16 protein-coding genes and 1 pseudogene are annotated in these 26,400 nt (G+C 69.2%); 8 read left to right on the top strand and 9 right to left on the bottom strand.

The genetic code is table 11. The annotated features are described in order from the left end of the window. Positions 1 to 76: 76 nt before the first annotated feature. The gene (msbA, locus tag HWX00_RS26600) at positions 77 to 1,828 is read right to left on the bottom strand and encodes a lipid A export permease/ATP-binding protein MsbA (protein ID WP_034190757.1); all 1,752 of its coding nucleotides are present in this window, start codon (positions 1,826 to 1,828) and stop codon (positions 77 to 79) included. 225 nt (positions 1,829 to 2,053) lie between these two features. Here msbA and HWX00_RS26595 point away from each other — a divergent pair, with 225 nt between their 5' ends. The 3 genes from HWX00_RS26595 to HWX00_RS26585 all read left to right on the top strand — a co-directional run bounded on the left by HWX00_RS26595 (position 2,054) and on the right by HWX00_RS26585 (position 5,189). After that, entirely contained in the window at positions 2,054 to 2,806 is a 753-nt protein-coding gene (locus HWX00_RS26595; RefSeq protein ID WP_034190756.1) for a glycosyltransferase family 2 protein, read from the top strand. Positions 2,807 to 2,929: 123 nt separating this feature from the next. Then, positions 2,930 to 3,772, top strand: a complete 843-nt coding sequence (locus HWX00_RS26590; RefSeq protein WP_034190755.1) for a glycosyltransferase family 2 protein — start codon at positions 2,930 to 2,932, stop codon at positions 3,770 to 3,772. A 136-nt stretch (positions 3,773 to 3,908) separates the two neighbouring features. Beyond that, positions 3,909 to 5,189, top strand: coding sequence for an O-antigen ligase family protein (locus tag HWX00_RS26585; RefSeq protein ID WP_034190754.1), 1,281 nt, complete (start codon positions 3,909 to 3,911; stop codon positions 5,187 to 5,189). A gap of 133 nt (positions 5,190 to 5,322) precedes the next feature. On the opposite strand, the gene HWX00_RS26580 is transcribed toward HWX00_RS26585, so the two are convergent. From HWX00_RS26580 to dnaE, 3 genes are all read right to left on the bottom strand, one after another. Next, positions 5,323 to 6,501, bottom strand: a complete 1,179-nt coding sequence (locus HWX00_RS26580; protein WP_175029269.1) for a glycosyltransferase family 9 protein — start codon at positions 6,499 to 6,501, stop codon at positions 5,323 to 5,325. A 163-nt stretch (positions 6,502 to 6,664) separates the two neighbouring features. Next, positions 6,665 to 7,750 (bottom strand): glycosyltransferase family 9 protein, encoded by a 1,086-nt coding sequence (locus HWX00_RS26575; protein WP_069705572.1) that lies wholly within the window; start codon positions 7,748 to 7,750, stop codon positions 6,665 to 6,667. Between the two features lie 307 nt (positions 7,751 to 8,057). Beyond that, positions 8,058 to 11,591, bottom strand: a complete 3,534-nt coding sequence (gene dnaE, locus HWX00_RS26570; protein ID WP_175029268.1) for a DNA polymerase III subunit alpha — start codon at positions 11,589 to 11,591, stop codon at positions 8,058 to 8,060. 216 nt (positions 11,592 to 11,807) lie between these two features. Between dnaE and HWX00_RS26565 the strand changes: the two genes are divergently transcribed. Continuing rightward, complete coding sequence (locus HWX00_RS26565) at positions 11,808 to 12,662, top strand: sulfurtransferase (protein ID WP_034190750.1); 855 nt, start codon at positions 11,808 to 11,810, stop codon at positions 12,660 to 12,662. 19 nt (positions 12,663 to 12,681) lie between these two features. Continuing rightward, the gene (gluQRS, locus tag HWX00_RS26560; protein ID WP_175029267.1) at positions 12,682 to 13,575 is read left to right on the top strand and encodes a tRNA glutamyl-Q(34) synthetase GluQRS; all 894 of its coding nucleotides are present in this window, start codon (positions 12,682 to 12,684) and stop codon (positions 13,573 to 13,575) included. Between the two features lie 174 nt (positions 13,576 to 13,749). Here gluQRS and HWX00_RS26555 read toward each other — a convergent pair whose 3' ends face one another. From HWX00_RS26555 to purT, 4 genes are all read right to left on the bottom strand, one after another. Beyond that, positions 13,750 to 15,255: a DEAD/DEAH box helicase gene (locus tag HWX00_RS26555; RefSeq protein WP_462477492.1), complete on the bottom strand. Its 1,506-nt coding sequence runs from the start codon at positions 15,253 to 15,255 to the stop codon at positions 13,750 to 13,752. Between the two features lie 465 nt (positions 15,256 to 15,720). After that, entirely contained in the window at positions 15,721 to 16,101 is a 381-nt protein-coding gene (locus HWX00_RS26550) for an MliC family protein (RefSeq protein WP_034190747.1), read from the bottom strand. A gap of 86 nt (positions 16,102 to 16,187) precedes the next feature. Next, positions 16,188 to 16,373 (bottom strand): DUF6726 family protein, encoded by a 186-nt coding sequence (locus tag HWX00_RS26545; protein WP_006497052.1) that lies wholly within the window; start codon positions 16,371 to 16,373, stop codon positions 16,188 to 16,190. 18 nt (positions 16,374 to 16,391) lie between these two features. Beyond that, on the bottom strand, positions 16,392 to 17,606 hold the full coding sequence (gene purT / locus HWX00_RS26540) for a formate-dependent phosphoribosylglycinamide formyltransferase (protein WP_175029266.1): 1,215 nt from the start codon (positions 17,604 to 17,606) through the stop codon (positions 16,392 to 16,394). Positions 17,607 to 17,819: 213 nt separating this feature from the next. Here purT and HWX00_RS26535 point away from each other — a divergent pair, with 213 nt between their 5' ends. Together HWX00_RS26535 and HWX00_RS37420 are read left to right on the top strand one after the other, a co-directional pair. Continuing rightward, positions 17,820 to 18,365 carry an META domain-containing protein gene (locus tag HWX00_RS26535; RefSeq protein WP_034190745.1) on the top strand — a complete coding sequence of 182 codons (546 nt, stop codon included), beginning with the start codon at positions 17,820 to 17,822 and terminating at the stop codon, positions 18,363 to 18,365. 3,087 nt (positions 18,366 to 21,452) lie between these two features. Further along, positions 21,453 to 22,997 (top strand): annotated as a pseudogene (locus HWX00_RS37420) (DNA translocase FtsK); the annotation flags it as partial. Positions 22,998 to 23,107: 110 nt separating this feature from the next. On the opposite strand, the gene HWX00_RS26525 reads toward HWX00_RS37420, so the two are convergent. After that, positions 23,108 to 24,358, bottom strand: coding sequence for a lactonase family protein (locus HWX00_RS26525; protein WP_175029354.1), 1,251 nt, complete (start codon positions 24,356 to 24,358; stop codon positions 23,108 to 23,110). Between the two features lie 164 nt (positions 24,359 to 24,522). On the opposite strand from HWX00_RS26525, the gene HWX00_RS26520 reads away from it, so the two are divergent. Beyond that, on the top strand, positions 24,523 to 26,352 hold the full coding sequence (locus tag HWX00_RS26520; RefSeq protein WP_034190742.1) for a glycoside hydrolase family 15 protein: 1,830 nt from the start codon (positions 24,523 to 24,525) through the stop codon (positions 26,350 to 26,352). Positions 26,353 to 26,400: the final 48 nt, after the last annotated feature.

Raw genomic sequence — 26,400 nt, 5'->3', positions numbered from 1 at the left:
CGTCACGTCGAACGAAACCACTCGAACTGCCCGATGAAGACTAGCACACGGCACCGCGCGGCCGCATGACCGCGCGTTACGCGGCCTGCTGCTGGTACTGGATCCGGTGCAGGTGCGCGTAGAGGCCGCCGTGGCGCAGCAGTTCGTCATGGCTGCCCTCCTCGACGATCTTGCCTGCCTCGAGCACGAGGATGCGGTCCGCACGCTCGATCGTCGACAGCCGGTGCGCGATCACGAGCGTCGTGCGGCCTTCCATCAGCCGTTCGAGCGCGGCCTGCACGTGGCGCTCCGATTCCGAGTCGAGCGCCGACGTCGCTTCGTCGAGGATCAGGATCGGCGCGTCCTTGTAGATCGCGCGCGCGATCGCGAGCCGCTGGCGCTGGCCGCCGGACAGCCGCATCCCGTTGCCGCCGACGAGCGTGTCGAGGCCCTCGGGCATCGCGGCGACCGCATCGGCGAGGTTGGCGGCCTCGAGTGCGGCCTGCACGCGCGCGCGATCGGGCGTCTGCCCGTACGCGACGTTCGCGGCGATCGTGTCGTTGAACAGCACGACGTCCTGGCTGACCATCGCCATCTGGCCGCGCAGCGCATGGAGGTCGTAGTCGGAAACCGGCACGCCGTCGACCAGGATCGCACCGTCGGTCGGGTCGAAGAAGCGCGGCAGCAGGTTCACGAGCGTCGTCTTGCCGCTGCCGGACGGGCCGGCCAGCGCGATCATCTCGCCCGGCGCGACCTTGAACGAGATGCGGTCGAGCGTCGGCCGTTCGGCCGCGCCGTAGTCGAACGACACGTTGCGGAATTCGATCTCGCCGCGCGCGTGCGCCAGCGGCCGGCCGCCGCCCTGCGGTTCGGCCGGCTCGTCGATCAGCCCGAAGATCAGCTCGGCGGCCGTCATCCCGCGCTGCAGCGGCTGGTTGACGTCGATCAGGTGCTTGAGCGGCGAGATCACCAGCAGCATCGACGTGACGAACGCGACGAAACCGCCGACCGTCGTCTGGTCGTTCGACGACTGCACGACCGCGATCGTGATCACGACCGCGAGCGCGATCGACGCGAGGAACTGCGTGAGCGGCTGCGCGAGGCCGCCCGAGATCGTCATGCGCATCGCGTAGCCGCGCAGGCGCTTGCTCATCGTCGTGAAGCGGTCCATCTCGTACGCTTCGCCGTTGTGCACCTTGACGACCTTGTAGCCGCCGACCGTCTCCTCGACGATGTACGACAACTCGTTGGTGAGCGTCTGGTGCTCGCGGTTCAGGCGGCGCAGGCGGCGGTTGATCTTGCTGACGAGCCAGCCGATGCCGGGCAGGATCACCGCGACGATCAGCGTGAGCCGCCAGTTCAGGTAGAACAGATAGCCGAGCAGGAAGATCACGGTCAGCGAATCGCGCACGAGCGTGACCATCACGCCGGTCAGCACCGACAGGATCTGGTTGACCTCGAACACGATCGCGTTGATCACCGTGCTGGCGGTTTCGCGCTGGAAGAACGACGCGCCGGTGTGGAGCATCCGCTGGAACATCTCGAGCCGTAGTTGCAGCAGGATGCGGTTCGATACGTAGTTGAGCAGGTAATTCGACGTGTACTGCGACACGCCGCGCACGAGCGCGAGGCCGATCACCGCGATCGGCACGTACCATTTCGCGTTGTCGCTGCCGTGCGCGCCGAAACCGTGGTCGAGCAGCGGCTTGAGCAGCGCCGGGATACCGGCCTCGGTGGCCGCGACGACGCCCATCGTCATCACGGCGAGCACCACGATGCCGATCAGCGGCCGGATGTACGGCCACAGGCGCTTGAGGACCGTGACCGGCGAGGTGCCGGTGCCGTCCATCGGTTTGCGAAGTGTGTTCTGGGTTTCCAAGGCAATCCTTCTTGAGCCGCGATGCGGCGCCCGGCGCGTGGCCGCCCGGGCGTTCGCCCCTGTCGGGCGGGTGCCTAAAAGGGCTCAACATTATAGCCGCACCGCCCCCGCCGGCACGGGCAGGGACGATGCGGCCCGCGGCCGGGCCGCGGGTATACTGCCGCTCACCGTTTTCACCGCCTTTCCGACGATTTCATGGCTGAACCCTCCCTCGGCGTCGCCCTCATCGCCCTCAACGCGTCCGCGCGGCTCGCGCAGTGCCTCGGCGCGCTGTCGTTCGCCGACGACGTCGTCGTCATCGACGGCGGCAGCACCGACGATACCGTCGCGATCGCGCAGGCGCACGGCGCGCGCGTGATCGTCGAGCGCGACTGGCCGGGCTTCGGCCCGCAGAAGAACCGCGCGCTCGACGCGCTCGGCACCGACTGGATCCTGTCGCTCGACACCGACGAAGTCGTCACGCCGGAACTCGCCCGGTCGATTCGCGACGCGATCCGCGCGCCGGCCGCGCAGGTCTATGCGGTCGACCGGCTGTCGAGCTTCTGCGGCCAGTGGATCCATCACAGCGGCTGGTATCCGGACTGGGTGCCGCGCCTGTTCCGGCGCGGCACCGCGCGGTTCTCGGACGACCTCGTGCACGAGCGCCTCGTGTTCGACGGCGCCGCGCAGCGCCTGGCCGGCAAGCTGATGCACTATTCGTACGAGGACTTCGAGACCGTCGTGCGCAAGCTCGACGCGTATTCGACGGCCGGCGCGCGCCAGCGCCGCGCGGCCGGCCAGCGCGGCGGCTTCGGCAAGGCGCTCGCGCGCGGCGCGTGGGCGTTCGTGCGCACCTACGTGCTGCGGCGCGGGTTCCTCGACGGTCGCGCCGGCTTCATGATCGCCGTATTCAACGCGGAAACCGTGTATTACCGCTTCCTGAAGCTCGGCCACGAAGCCGCGCGCTGAGCGCCCGCCCCGCACACCGCCGGCGTGCGGGCGGCCCGGCGTTACAATGCCGGGCTGCCCGCGCCGCGCGTGCCCGCCCGAAGGCGCCGCCGCCCGCCACGACGACCACCGAATCCGACCGCCATGTTCTCCATCATCATTCCGACCTGGAACAACCTGCCGTACCTCAAGCTCGTCGTCGACAGCCTGCGCCGCCACTCCGCGTACGATCACCAGATCATCGTGCACGTGAACGACGGCTCGGACGGCACGCTCGACTGGGTGCGCGGCGAAGGCATCGAACACACCGCGTCACCGGCCAATATCGGCATCTGCCATGCGGTGAACCTGGCCGCCGCCCGGGCGACGCGCGATTACGTCGTCTACATGAACGACGACATGTTCTGCTGCCCCGGCTGGGACACGGCCCTCGTGCGCCGTATCGAGCAGATGCCGACCGATCTCTTCATGCTGTCGGGCACGATGGTCGAGCCGGTCGACACGCGCAACCCGTGCGTCGTCGTCAGCAATTTCGGCCGTGACGCCGAGCAATTCGACGCGGCGGGCCTCGTCGCCGCGACGCCGAAGCTCGCCCGCGCGGACTGGCTCGGGTCGACCTGGCCGCCGACGCTCGTGCACCGCGACTGGTGGAACCGCATTGGCGGCTACAGCAGCGAACTGTCGCCCGGCATGAGCAGCGACAACGACTTCTCGATGAAATTCTGGGACGCCGGCTGCCGGATCTTCCTCGGCGTCGGCGACAGCCTCGTCTATCACTTCCAGCAGAAAAGCACGGGCAAGATCGTCAAGAACGACGGCCGCCGCCAGTTTCTCAATAAATGGGGCATGACCCAGGCGACGTTCGACCGCTACTACCTGCATCGCGGCGAGCCCGCCGGCCCGAACATCACGCTCGACACGCCGGCCGTGGAAGGCCGCCTGAAGCGCGCGCTGCTGCGCTCGCGGATCAAGCGCGCCTTCAGCTGATCGGGCCCCGAAAACGGCACGGAAACCCGTCCCGCTTCGCGTATACTTTGCGGTTCGTCCCGAATCTCCCGTCGGGACGCGCGGCGACGTGCAGCAGGATGTCCGCCAGCCGCATTCGTCCATTCGACAGGTTCCGATGCTTTCGTTTTCCGCTCCCGCCTCGCGGCGCCTGACCGCCGCACGCGCATTCGCCGTTGCCGCGCTCTGCATGGTGCCCGTCTCGACCGCGCTGACCAATGTGTTCTGCGGGCTGTTCGCCGCCGCGCTCGTGATCTCTCCCGAATTCTGGCGCAACCTGCGCTCGTTCTTCACCGATCCGGCTTCGCTCGCGGCACTGCTGATCCTCGCGGCGCTCGCCGTCAGCGTCACGTATACGATCGCGCCGCACAACAAGGCATGGAACTGGGTCGCGAAGTACGACAAGCTGCTGTTGCTGCCATTTGCCGTGCTCGCGTTCCGTCATTCGAACTGGGCGCCGATCGTGCAGCGCTGCTGGTTCGGCACGCTGTGCGTCATCCTGTTGCTGTCGACGACCAACTATCTCGGGTTGACCGCGATCGGGCCCGCGTATGCGTCCGCGCTGCCGGTATCGCGCGCGTGGGTGTTCAAGAACCACATCGCCGCCGGCATGTTCGGCGCACTGCTGTTCTACCAGGCTGCGGATCTCGCGCTGGCGGCTCGCACGGCGCTGTCGCGCATTGCCTATGCGGTTGTCGCCGCATGGACGCTCGTCAACGTGTTCGTGATGCTGCAGGGACGCACGGGGCAGGTCATCGCGCTACTGCTGATTCTCGTTGTCGCGGTGCGTTTCGTGCTGTTGCTGCGTCGGCAGTCGGCGCTGCGCGCCGGGCTGGCCGCCGGCGTGCTCGTCCTGTCCGGCATTGCACTGGTCGTCGCAGCGTGTACGGTTCACAACGGCCGGCTCGCGGAGGTCGTGACGGAAGTGCAGCAATATCGGCAGAGCGATGCCGTCACGTCATCCGGCCTGCGCCTCGAATGGTACAAGAGAGGGCTCGAGCTGTTCAGCCAGCGCCCCGTGATCGGCTACGGTGCGGGCGGCCTCGAGGTCGAGTTCCAGAAGCTCTCGGCCGGCAAGACGGCGGCCGAAGGCCAGCTCACGTCGAACCCGCACAACGAATACCTGCTGATGGCCGTCCAGCTCGGCTCGGTCGGCCTGCTGCTGTTCGTCAACCTGATCGTGCAGATCGCGCGCGGCAGCCGCGCGCTCGATCCGCGCTCGCGGCACCTGCTGCTCGGGTGGCTCGCGATCTTCGCGATCGGCAGTCTCGCGAACTCGCTGCTGCTCGATTTCGCCGAAGGGCACCTGATCGTGCTGCTGGCCGGCATCCTGCTCGGTTGCGGCGAACGCAGCGAGGCGTTGCCGCGCGAAACGTCGGCGATCCGGCGCAGCGCGTAACGCATGACGAAACGGGTTCCGCTGCCGGCCCGCTCCGGCGGCAGCGCCCGCACATCACGCCGACGCGAGCGGGCTGCGCCGCCTCGGCACGGCGCCCCTTCGAAAGCGGAAAAGCGCGCGCCTCGCGCGCGCGTCAGTCGGACCCGGCGCGAGGCAGTCGCGACGTGTCGACGATCGCGTGGGCCACACCCGGCGGATTCAGCCCGAGCATCTCGGCCGCCGCGGCCTTCACGCGCTGCGCGCCGAGATTGGCGAGGCAGTCGCTGCGGCTGTCGACCTTGCGCTCGCAGCCTTCGTGCCGGCACGGCACGCAATCGCCCTCCCCCTGCAGCAGCCATACATTCCCGTGCCGTCCCGAGCCGCGCAACGGCCAGGGATTCTCGGTCGCGGGCCAGTGCTGCGGCCACGGCCCCCAGCGCACCGGATCGGACGGGCCGAACAGCGCGATCGTGTCGGTGCCCGTCGCGGCCGCCACGTGGGTCGCGCCAGTGTCGGGCCCGATGAAGAGCCGCGCGCGCCGCACGAGCTCCGCGCTCTCGCCGAACGTCAGCCGGCCGACCAGGTTCAGCACGTCGCCGCCCGCTTCGGCCGCGACCTGCTCCGCATACTCGCGTTCGCTGTCCGCCGGCCCGCCCGACAGCGCGACCGCGAAGCCGTGCTCGCGCAGCCAGCCGATCATCTCGACCCAGCCGTCGAGCCGCCATTGCTTGTAGCGGAACATCGGATACGGATGCAGGACGACCAGCGGCTGGCCGGCGCGAATCGCCGGCGACTCCGCGAGCCGCGCGTCGAAGCGCGCGCGCCGCGCGGGATCGTCGCCGATGCCGGGCGCAACGACCTCGGACACCGGCTCGATGCCGATCACCGGCGCGAGTGCGAGCGTGCTGACGACCGTATGCGCGGATGCGTGATGATTGATCGCGATCCCGTTCAGCATCATTCGCGTGAGCCATGTGACACGATCCGGATCGACGAGGCCGACCCGCTTGCGGCCGGCGAACCAGCTGTAGAAACGCGGCCGGTCGGAACTCAGCGCCGCGCACGCGAGATCGTAGCGGCGCCACATCGACAACGCGTCGCGCAGCCGCTCGCGGAATCCCGCTCGCTGCGCGACGACGATCACGCGGCGTACGTCGGGATTGTGCTCGAGCACCCCCTCGGTGCCGCGAAATACCAGCATGTCGATCTGCGCATCCGGCCAGCGGGCCTTCAGCGAACGGACGAGCGGCGTCGTCAGCAGGACGTCGCCGATCCGGCGCGGCGCGGCAACGAGGATGGTTCTGGGCGGGCGGGCAGAAGAAAACAGGGCCACGGCGATCGATCTGTCTAGCTGGCTGAACAAGGCTGGCAATGTACAGGATTTTGCCGCAGCCGGCGCAGCGTGGCGCACCGGCCGTGCATGCCGTCCTGAAACGGCCCTGATGCGGCCCCGCCGGCGGGCCGCGCCCACCGTCAGCGCCGTACGGGTGCGCCCGCTACGACGCGATCGTCGCGATCGCGGGCGCGGCGGCAGCCGGCTGCTCGTGTCCCGCAGCAGCCACCGGCTCGTCGCGATGGCCGGCCCGCGGCAGCAGATGGCGCACCGCCCGCTCGACCGCGTCGACGCCGATCGCGTCGACGGTCGCGCCGGCGCGCAGGATCACATGCGGCACGCCGAGCGGGTGCCAGCGCAGGTATTTCTCGGGGCGGTCCTCGAACAGCGCGGCGACCGGCACGCCGAGCGCCGACGCGAGATGCACGGGCGCGCTGTCGGCCGACACGATCACGTCGAGCAGGCTCGCGGCAGCCATCAGTTCGGCAACCGACGACGGCGCCACGTGCCGCGCATTCACGTCGCGCCACGCATCGTCCTCGCCGCACGTGCCGATCGCCGGGTCGCGGAACACGATCACGTCGGCGCACGGTGCAAGCCGCAGGCCGAGGTCGCGCCAGCGGTCCGCGGGCCAGCGGCGCTCGACCGCCTTGTTCGACACGAACAATCCGACGCGCGGCTTCGTGCGCGCGCCGAGCAGGCGGTACCACGTGTCCTGCAGCGTACGGTCGGGATGAACCGACAGTTCGAGGCGGTCGAGATCGGCACGGCCCAGTTCGGGCACCAGCCGGAAACCCGACAGCGCCTCGTGACACATCTGCCGCTGCGCAACGTGCTCGGGCTTGCGATCGTCGAATTCGCTGTCGGCATCGTGCCAGCGGCAATCCTTCGCGCGAAGCTGGCGCGCGAACTGCATGCTGCTGCGATGCATGCCGCCGTTCGGGACGACCACGAGGTCGAACCGCAGGCGACGCAGGCGGCGCACGAGCCGCAGCCGGTCGAAGAATGCGCGCATCCGCCCGGGACGGTCGTTGCGCTCGCACTGGCGGCTGTACACGTAGGTGTGGACCGCGTGCACGTCCGGGTTGCCGGCCAGCGCGGCCGCGTTGTAGCGGTTCGCGACCACATGGAGCTCCGCACCGGGCCAACGCGCCTTCAGCGCGCCGAGAAATGCCGTTGTACACAGCATGTCGCCGAGAAAATCGATCCGGATCACGAGGATCCGCCGCGTCGGGTTCCGATTGGCCATGGTCATGTGGTGACAGTCAGTTTTTTATCGTCGCGACGGGCCGTTCCACGGCATCCCGATCCAGGGTGATCCTGTCGCGCGTCCCGCAGACCGCCCCCGTGCATGCACACGACACACGACGGCGGTGCCGTTCGCCGCGCGAACCCGCGGCAGGCGCCGCATACATGCGGCCAGCGCGCGATTGTATAGCGTCCGGATGACCGGCCCAAGGCCCGATTACCCTCGGATGAAAGAAAACGGCCCGCCGCACCGCGCGATGGCGATGCGCCGGGCCGTCTGTCGCGACAGCCGTCTAAACAGGACGCGATCAGTACGTGATTTCGACGACGCTGCCGTCGAACGCCGCGCGCAGTTCCGCGAGCAGCACGTCGCTCGGCTTCACGCGCCACGCGTCGCCCAGACGCATTTCGCCTTGCGCCCGCGCATTGCTGTACTGGATCTGGACCGCGAGCCCGTTCGGCAGCGGCGCCTGCGGGCGACGGCCGCCATCGCGCCCGCCGCCGCGCGGCGCCGGCGCTTCGACCGCGGTCGCGGCCGCCGGATCGTCCTTCGACACGTGCGGCTCGAGCACGCGGCGCAGCGCGACCGCGTCGGCGTTGCCGTTCATCGTCAGCCGCACGGCCTGCGCATAACGGCTGCGTGCGCGTTCGAGATCCATCACGGTATCGGCCGTGAAGCGGATGCCGCCGGTGAACGCGTCATTGCGCGCCTGCCCCTGCACGATCAGCAGTTCGTCTTCCTTGAACAGCGCCTTGTTGGCCTCGAACTGTTCGTTGAAGATCGTGATCTCGCACTGGCCCGACCCGTCGTCGAGCAGCGCGATCAGCATCTTGCCGCGCTGGGTCATCTGCGTGCGCAGCGACGCGATGATGCCCGCGACGAGCTTGTCGCGCCCTTCCTTCAGGTCGCCGACCTTCTGCCGCACGAAGCGGCGCACTTCGTCACGATATGCGTCGAACAGGTGGCCGGACAGGTAGAAGCCGAGCGCCCCCTTTTCCTCCTGCAGGCGGCGCTTGTCGTCCCAGGCGGGCTCGTCGACGAGCGCATGCGCGTGCGGCGACTCGGCGCCCATGTCGAACAGGCCGGCCTGCATCGCGTTCGCCGCGGCCTGGTCGGCCGCTTCCATCGCGAGCGGCACCGACGCGATCAGCTGCGCGCGGTTCGCATTCAGCGAGTCGAACGCGCCGGCGCGGATCAGCGCCTCGACCGTGCGGCGATTGACGACGCGACGGTCGATCCGTTCGCAGAAGTCGAACAGGTCGGTGAACGCCTTCTCCTCGCGAGCGCGCAGGATTTCCTCGATCGCGTTCTGGCCGCTGCCCTTCACCGCGCCGAGGCCGTAGCGGATCGTGCGCGAACGCTTGCCGTCGGCTTCGGCGACCGGCTCGAACCGGTAATGCGACTGGTTGATGTCGGGCGGCAGCACGGCGAGGTTGTTCACGACGCAGTCGTCGAACAGGATCTTCACCTTGTCGGTGTCGTCCATCGCGAGCGTCATGTTGGCCGCCATGAATTCGGCCGGATGGTGCGCCTTCAGCCACGCGGTGTAATACGCGAGCAGTGCGTAGGCAGCCGCGTGCGACTTGTTGAAGCCGTAGCCCGCGAACTTCTCCATCAGGTCGAAGATCTCGTCGGACTTCTCGCGCGAGAGGCCGTTCTTCGCCGCACCCTCGGCGAAGATCTCGCGGTGCTTGACCATCTCCTCGGGCTTCTTCTTGCCCATCGCGCGACGCAGCAAGTCGGCGCCGCCGAGCGAGTAGCCGCCGATGATCTGCGCCATCTGCATCACCTGCTCCTGATAGACCATGATGCCGTAGGTCTCTTTCAGGACAGGTTCGACGCGCGGATCCGGATACTCGACCTTCTCGCGGCCGTGCTTCCGTGCGCAGAAACTCGGGATCAGGTCCATCGGGCCCGGACGGTACAACGACACGAGCGCGATGATGTCCTCGAAGCGGTCGGGCTGCGCATCCTTCAGCATGCCCTGCATCCCGCGGCTTTCCAGCTGGAACACCGCGACCGTGTTGGCCTTCTTCAGGATCTGGAACGAAGCCGGATCGTCGAGCGGCACCTGCGCGAGCGACCAGTCGGCCTTCGACGGATCGAGGCGGCGAATGTAGCGCTCGGCCCAGTCGAGGATCGTCAGCGTCGTGAGACCCAGAAAGTCGAACTTCACGAGGCCGACGGCTTCGACGTCGTCCTTGTCGTACTGGCTGACGACACCGCCTTCGTCGCCCTGCGTGTACAGCGGGCAGAAATCGGTCAGCTTGCCGGGCGCGATCAGCACGCCGCCCGCGTGCATCCCGACGTTACGCGTGAGGCCCTCGACGCGCTGCGCGAGATCGAGCAGTTGGTGGACTTCGTCCTCGTGGTCGTAGCGCTCCTGAAGCTGCGGCTCTTCCTTCATCGCGTCGGCGATGGTCACGTGCTTGCCCGGCTTGAACGGGATCAGCTTCGCGACGCCGTCGGTGAACATGTAGCCGAGGTCGAGCACGCGGCCGATGTCGCGCACGGCCGCCTTCGCGGCCATCGTGCCGAAGGTGGCGATCTGCGACACGGCGTCCGCGCCGTATTTTTCCTTCACGTACTGGATCACGCGATCGCGGCCGTGCTGGCAGAAGTCGATGTCGAAGTCGGGCATCGACACGCGTTCCGGATTCAGGAAGCGCTCGAACAGCAGGTTGTAGCGCAGCGGATCGAGATCGGTAATGCCGAGCGCATACGCGACCAGCGAACCGGCGCCCGAGCCGCGGCCCGGGCCGACCGGCACGCCGTTGTTCTTTGCCCAGTTGATGAAGTCCGCGACGATCAGGAAGTAGCCGGGAAAGCCCATCTTCGTGATGGTCCCGCACTCGAATTCGAGGCGCTTGTAGTAGGTGTCGCGCTGCGCGTCGCGCTCGGCTTCGACCGGATACAGCTGCGCGAGACGGGTCTCGAGCCCTTCCTTCGACAGCTGGACGAGGTAGTCGTCGAGCGACATGCCGTCGGGCGTCGGGAACAGCGGCAGCTTCGGCTTGCCGAGCTCGAGCTTCAGGTTGCAGCGCTTCGCGATCTCGACCGTGTTCGCGACCGCCGACGGCAGGTCGGCGAACAGCGCGACCATGTCGTCCTGCGTGCGGAAGTACTGGTCGGTCGTGAACCGCTTCTGGCGCCGCGGATTCGCGAGGATGTCGCCTTCCGAGATACACACGCGCGCTTCGTGCGCGGTGAAATCGTCGTCGGTCATGAACTGCGTCGGGTGCGTCGCGACGACCGGCAGCTTCAGCGCCGCGGCGAGCGTCGCGGCCTGCTGGATGTACGCCTCCGCGCCCGGCTGGCCGTAACGCTGCAGCTCGATGTAGAAGCCGCCCGGGAATACCTTCGCCCAGCGCTCGGCGTGACGGCGCGCGGCGTCCTCGTTGCCGGCGGCCAGCGCGAGCCCGATGTCGCCCTGCTGCGCGCCCGACAGCGCGAGCAGCCCCTGCGAAAGCGGGCCGTCGAGCCAGCTCGCGTCGAGTTCCGCGCGGCCGCGGTACTGGTTCGTGAGCCATGCCTTCGACAGCAGCTCGCAGAGATTCAGGTAGCCGACCTTGTCCTTGACGAGCAGCAGCAGCCGCGACGGCTTGTCGCGATCGTCGGGATTGGCGATCCAGACGTCGCAGCCGGCGATCGGCTTGATGCCCTTGCCGCGGGCTTCCTGGTAGAAACGGACGAGGCCGAATGCGTTGCCGAGATCGGTGAGCGCGAGCGCGCCCTGACCGTCCGCGGCCGCCGCCTTGACGATGTCGTCAATGCGCACGATGCCGTCGGCAATCGAGAATTCGGAGTGAACGCGAAGATGGACGAAGCGGGGATCTGACATGGGCGCTATTGTAGCCGCCCCGCCGCGCAGGCTGCCCAAAAAATCCCCGCGCCGGCCGTTCGGCCGATGCGCGCGGCGACACGTCGCGCGGCCGGCCGGACAGCCGGGTGCCGATGCCCGCGCGGTTTGCGGGATAATACGGGTTTTCGAATCAACGCCCCGGCTTCGCACCCTATTTTGCGGGCCGCCGTGCGGCCGTTTTCCCGTCGGACCATCATGACCATCGTCAACCTCGCCGCCTACCACTTCGTGTCGCTCGACGCGAACGAACAATGGCGCCCGCTCGTCACCGCCCGCTGCAACGAACTCGGCCTGCGCGGCACGATCCTGCTCGCCCCGGAAGGCATCAACCTGTTCATCGCCGGCACGCGCGACGCCACCGACGCGTTCATCGCGTACCTCCGCCACGATCCGCTGTTCGAAGGCAAGTTCGCGTCGCTGCAGTTCAAGGAAAGCCTGTCCGACTCGCAGCCGTTCCGCCGCATGCTCGTGCGCCTGAAGCGCGAGATCATCACGATGAAGAAACCCGCGATCAAGCCGGAGCTCGGCCGTGCGCCGTTCGTCGACGCGCACACGCTGAAGGCGTGGCTCGACCGCGGCCACGACGACACGGGGCGCCCGGTCGTGATGCTCGACACGCGCAACGCGTTCGAGGTCGACGTCGGCACGTTCGACAACGCGCTCGATTACCGGATCGACAAGTTCAGCGAATTCCCCGAAGTGATCGACGCGAACCGCGCCGACCTCGAAGGCAAGACGGTCGTGTCGTTCTGCACCGGCGGCATCCGCTGCGAGAAGGCCGCGATCCACATGAAGGAAATCGGCATCGAGAACGTGTACCAGCTCGAAGGCGGGATCCTGAAGTACTTCGAGGAAGTCGGCGGCGCGCACTATCACGGCGACTGCTTCGTGTTCGACTACCGCACCGCGCTGAACCCGCAACTCCAGCCGACCGAGAACGTCACCTGCTTCGCGTGCCGCGCGGTCGTCACGCCGGAAGCGCAACAATCGCCGAGCTACGTGCCCGGCAAGTCGTGCCCGGCCTGCGCGCAGGCAGCCAGCGCCGCGTAAGCGCGCAACCGGCGTTCCGATGAACGACTATCGCGGCCGCTTCGCGCCGTCGCCCACCGGCCCGCTGCACTTCGGCTCGCTGGTCGGCGCGCTCGCGAGCTGGCTCGACGCACGCGCGCACGGCGGCGCGTGGCTCGTGCGCATCGAGGATCTCGACGGTCCGCGCACGGTACCCGGCGCGGCCGACGACATCCTCGCGACGCTCGCGCATTTCGGCATGACGCCCGACGAACCGCCCGTGTGGCAAAGCACGCGCGACGCGGCCTACACGGCCGCGCTCGAACAGCTCGTCGCGGCAGGGCTCGTCTATCCGTGCGGCTGCACGCGCAGGGAAATCGCCGATTCGCTGCGTGCCGCGCACGAACGCCACACGACGCTCGCGTACCCGGGCACGTGCCGCACCGGCCTGCACGGCAAGCCCGCGCGCGCGTGGCGGCTGCGCGTGCCGGACGGCGGCGACGCGATCGTCGCGTTCGACGACCGCTGGCAGCACACGCAATCGCAGAACCTCGCGACCGAAGTCGGCGATTTCGTGCTGAAGCGCGCGGATGGCCAATGGGCCTATCAGCTCGCGGTCGTCGTCGACGACGCCGCCGCGCGTATCACGCATGTCGTGCGCGGCGCCGACCTGCTCGATTCGACCGCGCGCCAGATCCATCTGCAACACTGCCTCGGGGTGCCGACGCCACGGTATCTGCACGTGCCCGTCGTCGTCGATGCAAACGGCGAGAAACTCAGCAAGCAGACGGGCGCGACCGCGCTCGAACGCGCAGCCCCGCTGCCCGCGCTGCAGGCCGCGGCAGCGCACCTGGGCCTCGCGCCCGACGGTGCGCTGCCCGGCGCGACGCTGGAGGCGTTCTACGCCGCCGCGACGGCAGCGTGGGCGCGGCGCTTCGGCCCGCCGGCCGGCTGACGCGCGTGCAGCGAGCCGGCTTCGCGGCAATCGCGGCCGGCGCCCCATGACGGATGCGTCGCCTGCCGCGCCACGATCCCCCAGCCGCACCCCCAATGAAAAACGGGCACATGCTTGTCGCATGCACCCGCTCGTCCGGCAGCGCTCGCGCGCCGCCCCTGCCTTCCGCCGACCTTACGCCGACGGCTTGCGCGGCATCCCGAACCCGCCGAGCAGCGCCGCAACCTGACGCTTCGGCCCTTTCTTCTCGGGCTGTTGCGCGGGTTGTGCGTCGTCCGCCTGCTTCGCCGGCGCCGACGGCTCATACGGCTTCAGGAAGAAATCATCGACCGGCGCTTCGTGGCGACGGTGATGACCGCCGCGCTCGGAACCGCCCGACCGGCGCCCCGATGCGCCGCGATGCTCGTCGCGATCGCGACGGCCGCCTCGTTCGCCACCGCGTTCGCTGTTGCGATCGCCGCCACGGTCACCACCGCGCTCGCCGCCGCGGTCGTCGTGACGATGGCGCGCCGGCTTGTCGAGCGTGAGCGTCTGCACGTCGAGCGGACGCTTGATCAGCTTCTCGATATCGGCAAGCTGCTTGCGCTCGTTCGGGCTGCACAGCGACAGCGCATCGCCCGTCGCGCCCGCGCGGCCGGTACGGCCGATCCGGTGCACGTAGTCTTCCGCGCTGAACGGCAGGTCGAAGTTGATCACGGCCGGCAGCTCGGCGATGTCGAGGCCGCGCGCGGCCACGTCGGTCGCGACCAGTGCCTCGATCTCGCCGCGCTTGAACGCGTCGAGTGCCTGCATCCGCTCGATCTGCGTCTTGTCGCCGTGAATCGCCGACGCGACGACACCGTCGCGCTCGAGATTGCGCGCCAGGCGGCTCGCGCCGATCTTGCTGTTGCAGAACACGATCACCTGTTTCAGGCCGCGATCGCGCAGCAACTGCACGACGGCCGCCTGCTTGTCGCCTTCGGCGACGTCGTAGACGATCTGCGTGACGTTCGCGTTCGTCGAGTTGCTGCGCGCGACCTCGATCGTCTGCGGGCTGCGCAGGTAGGTCGACGCGAGCTTCTTGATTTCAGGCGAGAACGTGGCCGAGAACAGCAGCGTCTGGCGCTCCTTCGGCAGCAGGTTCAGGATGCGCTGCAGATCGGGCAGGAAGCCCATGTCGAGCATCCGGTCGGCTTCGTCGAGCACGAGGATCTGCACCTGGCCGAGGTTCGCGGTCTTCTGCTGCACGTGGTCGAGCAGGCGGCCCGGTGTCGCGATCAGGATCTCGACGCCGCGGCGCAGCTCCGCCGACTGCGGGTTCATGTCGACGCCGCCGAACACGACCGCGCTGCGCAGCGGCGTGTGCTTCGCATACGCGTGCACGTTCGCGGCGACCTGGTCGGCGAGTTCGCGGGTCGGCGTGAGGATCAGCGCACGCACGGGGTGGCGCGCCGGTGACGCGCTCGTGTTGGCCTGCGGCAGCAGGCGCTGGATGATCGGCAGCGAGAAGCTCGCGGTCTTGCCGGTGCCCGTTTGCGCGGCGCCCATGACGTCGCGGCCGGCGAGCACGACCGGAATGGCCTGCGCCTGGATCGGCGTCGGCGTCGTATAACCCTGCTCCGCAATGGCTTTCAGGATATCGGCGGCAAGGCCGAATTGGTCGAAGGTTGCGTCGACGGGCTTGGCGACAGAATCGGACATGGTGGCGTTTCGCTCAAAAGGCGCGGCGGGGACATCGTGCGTCAGGCCGGCCGGGCCTGCGCTCATCACAATTCGGAAATAGACGGAGCCGCGGCGCGCCGCGCGGCGCCGCTCTGGCGCTTGGGACCGGTTCAATGCGAACGCTGGACGCCAGGCCGTGCGGACTCCGTTCGGCGCGAATGCCGGCGGAAAGGGCCGTATTGTAGCACTGTGCGGCCGTCTGTCCGTGACAACGCCGCGAACGGCCGCACCGGCGGTTCGCGCGGCCGGCCGGTACAGGCCCGCGCGGGGCGACGGACGGCCCGCGCGGGCTATCCCGATCGGCCGGCGGCAATATCAGGGGACTGATCGCGGAGTGTCGCGTCCGGAGGCCCGCCGCCTGCCCGCGGAACGGGCGAACGGGCGGCCAGGCCCGGCAGCCGGTCGATGCGAGCGGCGCGTACGGTCCGCGACCGCGCCCGGCGCTCAGCCCTTCTTCTTTTTCTTCTCGACCTGCGCGCAATCGCCCAGCAGCGGCGGCGAATTCGGGTCGGCGATCTCGTCGCGCAGCGTCGCTTCCTTGCCCTTCGTCCACCACGTATAGCGGCCGGCCTGGTAGCGCGCGCCCGACGCCGACACGGTGTCGACGAACAGCATCTGCTTCCCGTTGACCGGCACGAGCGCGAAGCTCTGGCCGTTGCCCGCGAGCCAGTACGACACGCGCACGGGCTGCTTCTGGTTCGCGCACTGGTAGACGGCCTGCTGGCGCGCATCGGCATCGATTTCCTCGACGGTCAGCTGCGCGGCGTGCGCGACGGAAACGGCAGTGCCCGCAAGCGCGAGCGCGGCAAGGGTGTGGCGAATCATGCAGGTCCTCTCACGAGACGGGTGGAAGCGCGCCCTCCCGGGGCGCGCGATTACTGTTGACGGGCGAGCGCCCCGGCTGGCGGGGATCAGGGATCGATGACGTCGGCGCACGCGTCGGTCGGCGCCGCCGCGACGTGGCCGACGAGCGGCACGATCTTGAGCCCGGCCGAAGCCACCCGGCACGGCGCGGCCGCGAGGCCGCAACCCGCGAGACTCGCGACGAGCGCCAGCGCGGCGCCCAGCTTGCCGATACGCAACCACCTCGACGCCATCGCCCTCTCCTCGTTCCGTCAGCGGGCCGACACGGGCCGGACGGCCGCGGCGGCGCGCTTCGCGCGTTCGCGGGCTTCGTCGACGGTCGCGCCGGTCGCCAGCGCGACGCCCATGCGCCGCTTCGCAAAACTTTCCGGCTTGCCGAACAGGCGCAGGTCCGCGCCCGGCACCGCGAGCGCGTCGCGTACGCCTTCGAACGCGATCCCGCGCTCGTCGAGCCCGCCGTAGATCACGGCCGACGCGGCCGGGGTCCCGAGCGCCGGATCGACCGGCAGCCCGAGAATCGCGCGCGCATGCAGCTCGAATTCCGACTGGCGCTGCGACGCGAGCGTGACGAGGCCCGTATCGTGCGGCCGCGGGCTCACTTCCGAGAACCACACGTCGTCGCCGCGCACGAACAGCTCGACGCCGAACAGCCCGCGCCCGCCGAGCGCCTCGGTGACCTTGTGCGCGATCTCGCGCGACTTCTCGAGCGCCACCGCGCTCATCGGCTGCGGCTGCCACGATTCGACGTAGTCGCCCGCGACCTGCACGTGGCCGACCGGCTCGCAGAAGTAGGTGCGCGTGGCGAGCGTCGCCGGATCGATCGCGCGCACGGTCAGCTGCGTGATCTCGTAGTCGAAATCGATGAAGCCCTCGACGATCACGCGGCCGTGGTTCACGCGCCCGCCCGCCATCGCGTAGTCCCACGCGGCCTTCACGTCGGCGCCGGTCTTCACGACCGACTGCCCCTTGCCCGACGACGACATCACGGGCTTCACGACGCATGGCATGCCGATCTTCGCGACCGCCGCGCTGAAGGCCTCGAACGAATCCGCGAACGCATACGGCGACGTCGGCAGGCCAAGCTCCTCGGCCGCGAGCCGGCGGATCCCTTCGCGATTCATCGTGAGCTGTGTCGCGCGCGCGGTCGGGATCACCTCGGCAAGACCGGCCGTCTCGATCGCCGCGAGCGCGTCGGTGGCGATCGCCTCGATCTCCGGCACGATCAGGTGCGGACGCTCGGCCTCGACGATCGCACGCAGCGCGGCGGCGTCAGTCATGTCGATCACGTGCGCGCGATGCGCGACCTGATGGCCCGGCGCATCCGGATAGCGGTCGACCGCGATGACTTCGACACCGAGACGCTGCAACGCGATGATGACTTCCTTGCCGAGCTCGCCCGCGCCGAGCAGCATGACGCGCGTGGCCGAGGGTGAAAGCGGCGTACCGAGCCGCTGACCGATCTGCATGTGATTTCCCGCTTCTGGTGGAGGACGAAAACGGCTCCGATGTTAACACGCGCGATGATGCCGGTTGGGGGCGTTTCGACGCGCCGGCGCCCGACCGCGCACGACGCGCAGGCACGCTGCGAACGTTTTCATGCGTGAAGTGTCGGCTCGCCTGCCGCGGGGCGGGTGCGTTACTCTTACGCCTTGATCAGAATCCGATGAGGAACGAGGCTCATGTCCCACCTGTCCGCCGCCGCACGCGCACGCACCGGCCTGCTTCGCCCGTTGCGCGCGCCGCTCTGCGCGTTGACGCTTGCCACGCTTCTCGCCGCCTGCGCGATGCCGACCCATCCCGATTCCGCCGCCCCCGCGCCCGACCCGTACAACCCGGCCGCCGTCCAGCTGCTCGACGACACGAGCTGGGAACTCACCAGCTGGACGAATGCCGACGGCACGCCGCGCGCGATCCCGCACGGCGACAACGGCGAGCCGATCAAGCTCGCGCTGTCGACCGAGTCGGGCATCCGGCGCGCCAGCGGGTTCTCGGGCTGCAACCGCTACACGGGCACCTACGCGATCAAGAACGGCCTGCTGAGCTTCGGGCCGCTCGCCGGCACGCGGATGGCCTGCCCGAATTCGCTCGGCGGCCAGCTCGAGCGCGCGTACCTCGACGCGCTTGCGCACGTCGACAAGACCGGCGTGCAGATGCGCGAGCCGCAGCAATTGCAGATCGTGACCAGCGCCGGCGCAACGCTCGTTTTCACGCACCGGAGCCCTTGATGCATCACGCACGCGAAGGCCGGCCGACCGCCTTCGCGTCGCGTGTCGCGCGCGTGTGCCGACCGCACGCGCCGCACGGCGTGAACCGAATTCACGTCGCCCGGGAATCTTGTTCGCCGGCCGGTTAAACTCGGCGGGTCGCGCCTCGCGCGCCCCTCCCTACTCCTGTTTCAAAGCATGCACACGGTAGTCTTCGGCTGGTTCGGCATCTCCGCCGTCTGGTTCCTCCTTCTCTTCTGGCGTCTCGTGCAGGCGATGCTGCCCGGCGGCGGCGGGCTCGCCGGCCGCGGCTCGATCCGCCTGTGGCTCGGCTTCGTCGCGGTATTCGTCGCGAGCTGCACGCTGACGAGCCCGCTGTCGGGCCCCGACACGAACGCGCTCGGCCATGCGTTCTCGGCGGGCTTCGCACACGTACTCGGTCCGATCGGCACGCCGGTCGCGATGGTCGTCCTGTTCTTCGCCGGGTTGCCCTGGCTGACCGGCATCGGCTGGCGGCAGTTCGCCGCGTGGGTCGACACGTCGTTCGGCGTCAAGCTGTCGCGCGACGGCGGCGACGACGACGCGCGCGGGATCGCCGACCTGCCGCGCAGCGCGCTGCATCGCGACGACGACCTCGTGCAGCCAACCACCGCGCATACCGTCAACTCGATGGCGCCGCGCCAGAACGGCCGGTATTCACGCCCGACGCTGTGGAAACCCGATCCGCAGGCGCGGCCGAAGCCGCGCGGCAAGATGCCGCCGCGGCCGCACACGGAACCCGTCGCGCCGTCGGGCTGGCTGAAGCCGACCGTGCCGCAGCGCACGCCGGTGGCGCCCGCCGCGCCGATTCCGGCCGGCGCGATGCCGCCGCCGACGACCGGCAGCACCGCGAGCCTCGCGCGCGCGGCAGCCAACTCGCAAGTGCCGCGCCCCGATCCGGCCCCGCTTCCTGTCGGATTCGAACCCGTCCGGCCGCGGCCGACTGCCGTGCGACCGGCCACCGCCGCGCTGAAACAGACGCCACCGCGTGCGACGGTCACGCCGCGCCCGGCCGCCGCGCCACCGCAGCGTCCGCCGGCACGCCCGGTCGCGGGAACGGCCGCAGCCGGCGTGTCGCCGGACACGACGCGACGCCGTCCGGTGCCGTCGACGCCGGCGCGCGCGCCGCTCTATGCCTGGACTGAAAAACCCGCGACGCCGATCACGCCGGCGCCGAGCGTTCACGACACGCTGCGTTCGATCGAAGCCAGCACCGCGCAATGGGCCACACTCGGCGGCGCACAGTCGACCGATGCGACGCACGCCGCGACGGCCGCCGCAGCCGCGGCTGGAATGGCTGCGACAGCAGGCAGCGTCGCCGCGCCGGCAGCGGCGGCCGTGTCGAACGCATTCGTTTCGGCAACGCACGGTATCGCGGCCCGTGACACTGGTGCTCGGGTCCAGCACGATGCCGCGCCCGCACGCGACGACAGCGCGCCGATCGTACTGGATGCGTTCATGCCGGCGGAGCCCGGCATCCCCGCGACGATTGCCGATTGGGCCACCCCGGCGCTCAACGGCGCCGCACCGCACGCGCTGCCGAATGCTGACACGGGCGCCGGCAGCGACGATGCCGTGTCGTCGCATCAAACCGACGATGACATCCGTCACGTCGACGCTGCGCCCGCCGCACACGCACCTGCACCTGCACCTGCACATGGGATCCCGCCGGCGCCGTCGTTCGACGCCCCGGTCAATCTCGCGCCGTGGGAGGACCTCGGCCGCCCGTCGGTTTCCGCGTTCGAAGCATCGCCCGCGCATCCGATCGCTGAATCACCGGCAGACGCAACGCAACCGGAGCCGGCCCACGCCGCCTTCGCGCAACAAGCTGACGAAGCAGCGGTCGACGAAGCCCCCGCACGCAATCCGGCAGCATTCTCCGATACCGCCGCCCCGGCGATCGAACGCCCTGCATCGGCTTACCTGCCACCGGGTGTCGATGGCGCACATGACGACCTGAAGCCCGCCGGTGGCATCGCGCCGTTCGCGGCGCTCCCCTCTTCGTCGATCGCTGCGACATCGGCACGCGCCATGACCGGAACGACGCCGATTACGGCAACGTCGGCACGCCCTGCATCGAACCTCGTTCCGGAGGCCGCCCAACCGGCAGGGGCGGAGCGTAGTGCATCGCTGTCGGCCATCGCTGAAGGCGGCACGCCCGTCACGCATTGGGCGCCGCCGGTGCAACCCGCAACGACACCTGCGGCGGCTTCCGCGGAATTGCCTGAATCGCCGACGATTCAACCGTTTGCCGCGACACCGACCGCTTCTGCCGCGGCTGCGTCGCCGTTCGTCGGCACGGCCCTCGGTTCGACCGCACCGGTACCTGCCTCCGCTCCGGGTGTTGCGCCCGTCGCCGCCATACCCGCCGCGACACCATCGACGGCCGGCATGACCGGCACGGCATCGGTTTCGCCGTCGCAACCGGCCGTATCGGCATCGACCGGCGCCTCCGTTGCGCCGGCAGCGCCGATCGGTGTCCCGGACATGAGCTACGGTGCGTTCGGCCGCGCATCGATGCCCGAGACAACCGCCACGCCCGCCGCGGCACCGTCGACGACCGGCGCGCCGGGTTCGGCCGCGCAAGCGCCCGCGGCACCGGCGCCCGTGAGTTTCACGTCCGCCCCGCTTGCGGCACAACCGTCCGTGCCGACACCGGCGCTCCAGGCCGGCACGGCAACCTCGTCGAGCGGCACGGCAATCGACGGATCCGGCTCGTTCGGCGCAACCGCCGCGCAACCGGCAACCCGCCTTCCCGTGCCGCCGGCCGCTTCCGCTGCGGTCGGATCGCTCGCCTCCATCGGTGCAGCGGCCGCGTCGCCGACTCCGTCGGTCGCTGCCACGCCGGCCGCCACCACGACGTTCACGACGGCGCCCGCCCCCGCCGCGTCGCCGGCAAGCTGGTCCGTGCCGAACGACGTGTCCGCGGCGCCGCAACCGGCCGCCCCGCTCCCGGGCGCAAGCCTGTCAGTGCCGGCAGCGATCGTTGCTGCGCCGGCGCTCCCGGTTGCCCCGCCGACCGGCGCAACCGCCGCCGTGACGGCCGAGCCGGCCGCAACCGACACCGCAGCCCCCGACGCCCCCGTGCGCCAGCCGCGCCCGAACGCGTTCGAATTCCACGCACCCGCGTCGTTCAGCGTCGAACTGCCGACGCTCGACCTGCTCGAGCCCGCATCCGACGACGTCGAAACGATCACCGAGGAACATCTCGCGCAAACGGCCCAGGTGATCGAACAGCGGCTGCAGGAATTCAAGGTGCCGGTGACGGTGGTCGGCGCCTCGGCCGGCCCCGTGATCACGCGCTTCGAGATCGAGCCGGCGCTCGGCGTGCGCGGCAGCCAGATCGTCGGGCTGATGAAGGATCTGTCGCGCGGCCTCGGCCTCACGTCGATCCGCGTCGTCGAGACGATTCCCGGCAAGACCTGCATGGGCCTCGAGCTGCCGAACGCGAAGCGCCAGATGATCCGCCTGTCGGAAATCCTCGCGTCGCGCGAGTATCAGCATTCGCAATCGCAACTGACGATCGCGATGGGCAAGGACATCACGGGCCGCCCGGTCGTCACGGATCTCGCGAAGGCGCCGCACATGCTCGTCGCCGGCACGACGGGTTCGGGCAAGTCGGTCGCGATCAACGCGATGATCCTGTCGCTGCTGTACAAGGCGACGCCGGAAGACGTACGGCTCATCATGATCGACCCGAAGATGCTGGAGCTGTCCGTCTACGAAGGCATCCCGCACCTGCTCGCGCCGGTCGTCACCGACATGAAGCTCGCGGCGAACGCGCTGAACTGGTGCGTCGGCGAAATGGAGAAGCGCTACCGGCTGATGTCGGCTGTCGGCGTGCGCAACCTCGCGGGTTTCAACCAGAAGATCCGCGATGCGGAAGCGAAGGAGAAGAAGATCGGCAACCCGTTCTCGCTGACGCCCGAGGATCCCGAGCCGCTGTCGAAGCTGCCGCTGATCGTCGTCGTCATCGACGAGCTGGCCGACCTGATGATGGTCGCCGGCAAGAAGATCGAGGAGCTGATCGCACGCCTCGCGCAGAAGGCGCGCGCGGCCGGCATCCACCTGATCCTCGCGACGCAGCGTCCGTCCGTCGACGTGATCACGGGCCTGATCAAGGCGAACATCCCGACGCGCGTCGCGTTCCAGGTGTCGTCGAAGATCGACTCGCGCACGATCCTCGACCAGATGGGCGCGGAGTCGCTGCTCGGGATGGGCGACATGCTGTTCCTGCCGCCGGGCACCGGTTATCCGCAGCGCGTGCACGGCGCGTTCGTCGCCGACGAGGAAGTGCACCGGATCGTTGAGTATCTGAAGCAGTTCGGCGAGCCGCAGTACGAGGAAGGCATCCTCGACGGCCCGGCCGCCGACGGCGCGACGCAGGACCTGTTCGGCGAAGCGCCGGACGCGGAAGCCGATCCGCTGTACGACGAAGCCGTCGCGTTCGTCGTGCGCACGCGGCGCGCGTCGATCTCGTCGGTGCAGCGGCAGTTGCGCATCGGCTACAACCGCGCGGCACGCCTCGTCGAGCAGATGGAAGCGGCCGGGCTCGTGTCGGCGATGGGCATCAACGGCAGCCGCGAGGTGCTGGTGCCGGCCGCGGCCGACTGAGCGCGGCGGCGGCCGAACGGCCGCCGTCGACCGATACGGGCGCACCGGGAAACCGGGCGCACCGAAAAAAACGGGCGCTGCATCCGCAGCGCCCGTTTCATTTACCGCATTTACATCGACTGCACCGGCACCAGTTTGAAATCGACCGGCTTGCCGACCGCGACCTTCTGCGGATTCGCGCCGAGCTGCCCCGTTTCGACATCGCGGCTGAACACGTAGAACGTGTCGCTGTCCTGGTTGCCGACGATCAGCCACTTGCCGGTCGGATCGATCAGGAACTCGCGCGGCGTCTTGCCGAGGCTCGACTGGCGGCCGACCTGCTTGAGCCGGCCGTCGGCCTGGTTCACCGAGTAGATCACGAGGTCGTTCGCGTCGCCGCGGTTGCTCGCGTACAGGAAGCGGCCGTCCGGCGACAGGTGGATCGCGCCGCCGCCGACCTTGCCCTTGAAGCCCGGCGCCGTCATCGACACCGTCTGGACCGGCGTCAGCTTGCCGTCGTGATAACCGAGCACCTCGACCGACGCGTTGAGCTCGCTCGTCACGTACGCGAACCGGCCGTCGGCGCCGAACACCATGTGACGCGGGCCCGAGCCGGCCTTCACCGGCGTGTAGCGCGTGTCGGTCGGGCTGATCAGCCCGCGGCTGCCGTCCACCGTGTAGCGGTAGCCGTAGATCTTGTCCGCGCCGAGATCCTGCACGAACAGGTAGCGGCCGTCCGGCGAAAACACCGTCGAATGCACGTGCGCGCCGTCCTGACGGCCCTTCACGGGCCCGGTGCCTTCGTGGTGCACGGCCAGCACGGCCTCGCCGAGCGCACCGTCGTCGCGCAGCGGAAACACCGCGAAGCTGCCGCCCGGATCCTTCGCGACCGAGTAGTTGGCCGTCACGAGATACTTGCCGTCCGGCGACAGCGCGAGATAGCAAGGATCGTTCCCTTCCGACGACACGCGGTCGATGAAGCTCAGCGCGCCCGTCTTCGCGTCGAAGCGGAACGCGCTGACGCCCCCGCGCTGCGACGCCGGCCCGTCGTCGCCGGGCAGTTCGTTGACCGCGTAGACGGTGCGACCGTCGCGGCTCGGCAACAGATACGACGGATTCACGGTCTTCGCCGACGATACGGGCGCAACGCTGCCATTTTTAGTATCGAAGCGGTAAACATAGATCCCGTCGCTGCCGCCGCCCGTGTAGGTGCCGACCAGCAGGTTGTAGACGCCGTCGGCCGGTGCGGGCGATTGCTGCGCAAATGCATGGGTCGCGGACAGGGAAAGCACGATCGCGAAACCTTTCATCCAGTGAGCGAGCCTAAGCGGGAACCCTCGTGTCGAAGCGTGTGCGTCACGCTCGCGTAAACGGTTGGGCATTGAATCCTCCTTGCATCGAGTCGCTTCAAGTGTTGAGATAGGACGAAACGCCGGCCGTTCATGCGCTCCGCCGCCCGGCCGAGTATACGGGGCGCGACGCCCGGGCGTGAAGCCCGGCCGCCGCCGTCCGCATTGTGAACTCGATACCCAAGGACCGCCTGCCCATGCCTGCCCTGATCGAAGACTACGCCCTCGTCGGCGACGGCCACACGGCCGCGCTGATCTCGAAAGACGGCTCCGTCGACTGGCTGTGCTGGCCCCGCTTCGATTCGGGCGCCTGCTTCGCGGCACTTCTCGGCACCCCCGAGCACGGCCGCTGGCTGCTTGCGCCTGCCGCCGACGCCGCAGTCACGCACACCACGCGCCGCTATCGCGGCGACACGCTGATTCTCGAAACGGATTACGAAAGCGCCGACGGCGCCGTCACCGTGATCGACTTCATGCCGCCCGGCAACGGCTGGTCCGAACTCGTGCGGATCGTCGTCGGCCGTCACGGCACGATGAAGATGCGCATGGAGCTCGTGTTGCGCTTCGACTACGGTTTCTCGATCCCGTGGGTCACGCAACTGACTCGCGAGGACGGCATGAAGGCGATCGCGGGCCCCGACACCGTCGTGCTGCGCACGCCGGTGCCGCTCACCGGCAAGAATCTCCATACGCTCGCGGAATTCACGGTCGGCGCCGACCAGCGCGTGCCGTTCTCGCTCAGCTACGCGGCCTCGCACATGCGGCTGCCGCCCGCGCGCGATCCGCTGTCGATGCTCGCACGAACCGAGAACTACTGGCTCGAGTGGTCGGGCCGCTGCCAGGTGCAGGGCCGCTACGCGGCGGCCGTGCGCCGCTCGCTGATCACGCTGAAGGCGCTCGCGTACGAGCCGACCGGCGGCATCGTCGCGGCGCCGACCACGTCGCTGCCCGAAAAGATCGGCGGCAACCGCAACTGGGACTACCGCTACTGCTGGCTGCGCGACGCGACGATCACGCTGCTCGCGCTGATGCGCGGCGGCTACTACGACGAGGCGCGCGCATGGCGCACATGGCTCGGCCGCGTGATGGCCGGCTCGCCCGAGCAGATCCAGATCATGTACGGGATCGCCGGCGAGCGCCGGCTGCCGGAAATGGAGCTCGACTGGCTGCCCGGCTACCAGGATTCGAAACCGGTCCGCGTCGGCAACGGCGCCGCGAACCAGCTCCAGCTCGACGTGTTCGGCGAGGTGATGGCCGCGCTGCACCTCGCGCGCGTGGGCGGCCTGCAGGCCGACGACACGGTCTGGTCCGTGCAGTGCGCGCTGCTCGACCATCTCGAGAAGATCTGGCAGGAACCCGACGAAGGGATCTGGGAAACGCGCGGCGGCCGCCTGCATTTCACGTTCTCGAAGGTGATGGCATGGGTCGCGTTCGACCGCGCGATCAAGTCTGCGGAAATGTTCCGGCTGCCCGGCTCGCTCGACCGCTGGCGCGCGCTGCGCGAGCGGATCCATGCCGACGTCTGCGCCAACGCCTGGCACGCGGGCAAACAGGCGTTCGCGCAGAGCTACGGCAGCGACGAGCTCGACGCGAGCGTGCTGCTGATGCCGCTGCTCGGTTTCCTGCCGCCGGAAGACCCGCGCATCGTCGGCACGGTCGAGGCGATCGAGCGCGAACTGCTGCACGACGGGCTCGTGATGCGCTACCGGACGACCGAGTACGACGACGGCCTGCCGCCCGGCGAAGGCACGTTTCTCGCGTGCAGCTTCTGGCTGGTCGACAACTACGCGCTGCTCGGCCGGATCGACGACGCGCACCGGCTGTTCAGCCGGCTGCTCGCGCTGTCGAACGACCTCGGGCTGCTCGCGGAGGAGTACGACCCGGTCGCCGGGCGGCTCGTCGGCAACTTCCCGCAGGCGTTCTCGCACGTGGCGCTCGTGCATACCGCGATGAACCTGATGCACCACGAGGACGCGATGGCGCGGGCCGCCGGCCAGCCCGCGCCGGCCGTGGCGACCGGGCGTTGACGGACGTTGGCGGGGTGTCGGGCGGCGGCGCGGGCGGCTTGGTCAGAG

Source organism: Burkholderia seminalis DSM 23518 (assembly GCF_902832885.1).
In the GTDB taxonomy this organism is placed as follows: domain Bacteria; phylum Pseudomonadota; class Gammaproteobacteria; order Burkholderiales; family Burkholderiaceae; genus Burkholderia; species Burkholderia seminalis.
The sequence above is the reverse complement of the archived record's forward strand: the minus strand, read 5'-3'. Positions and strand labels throughout refer to the sequence as shown.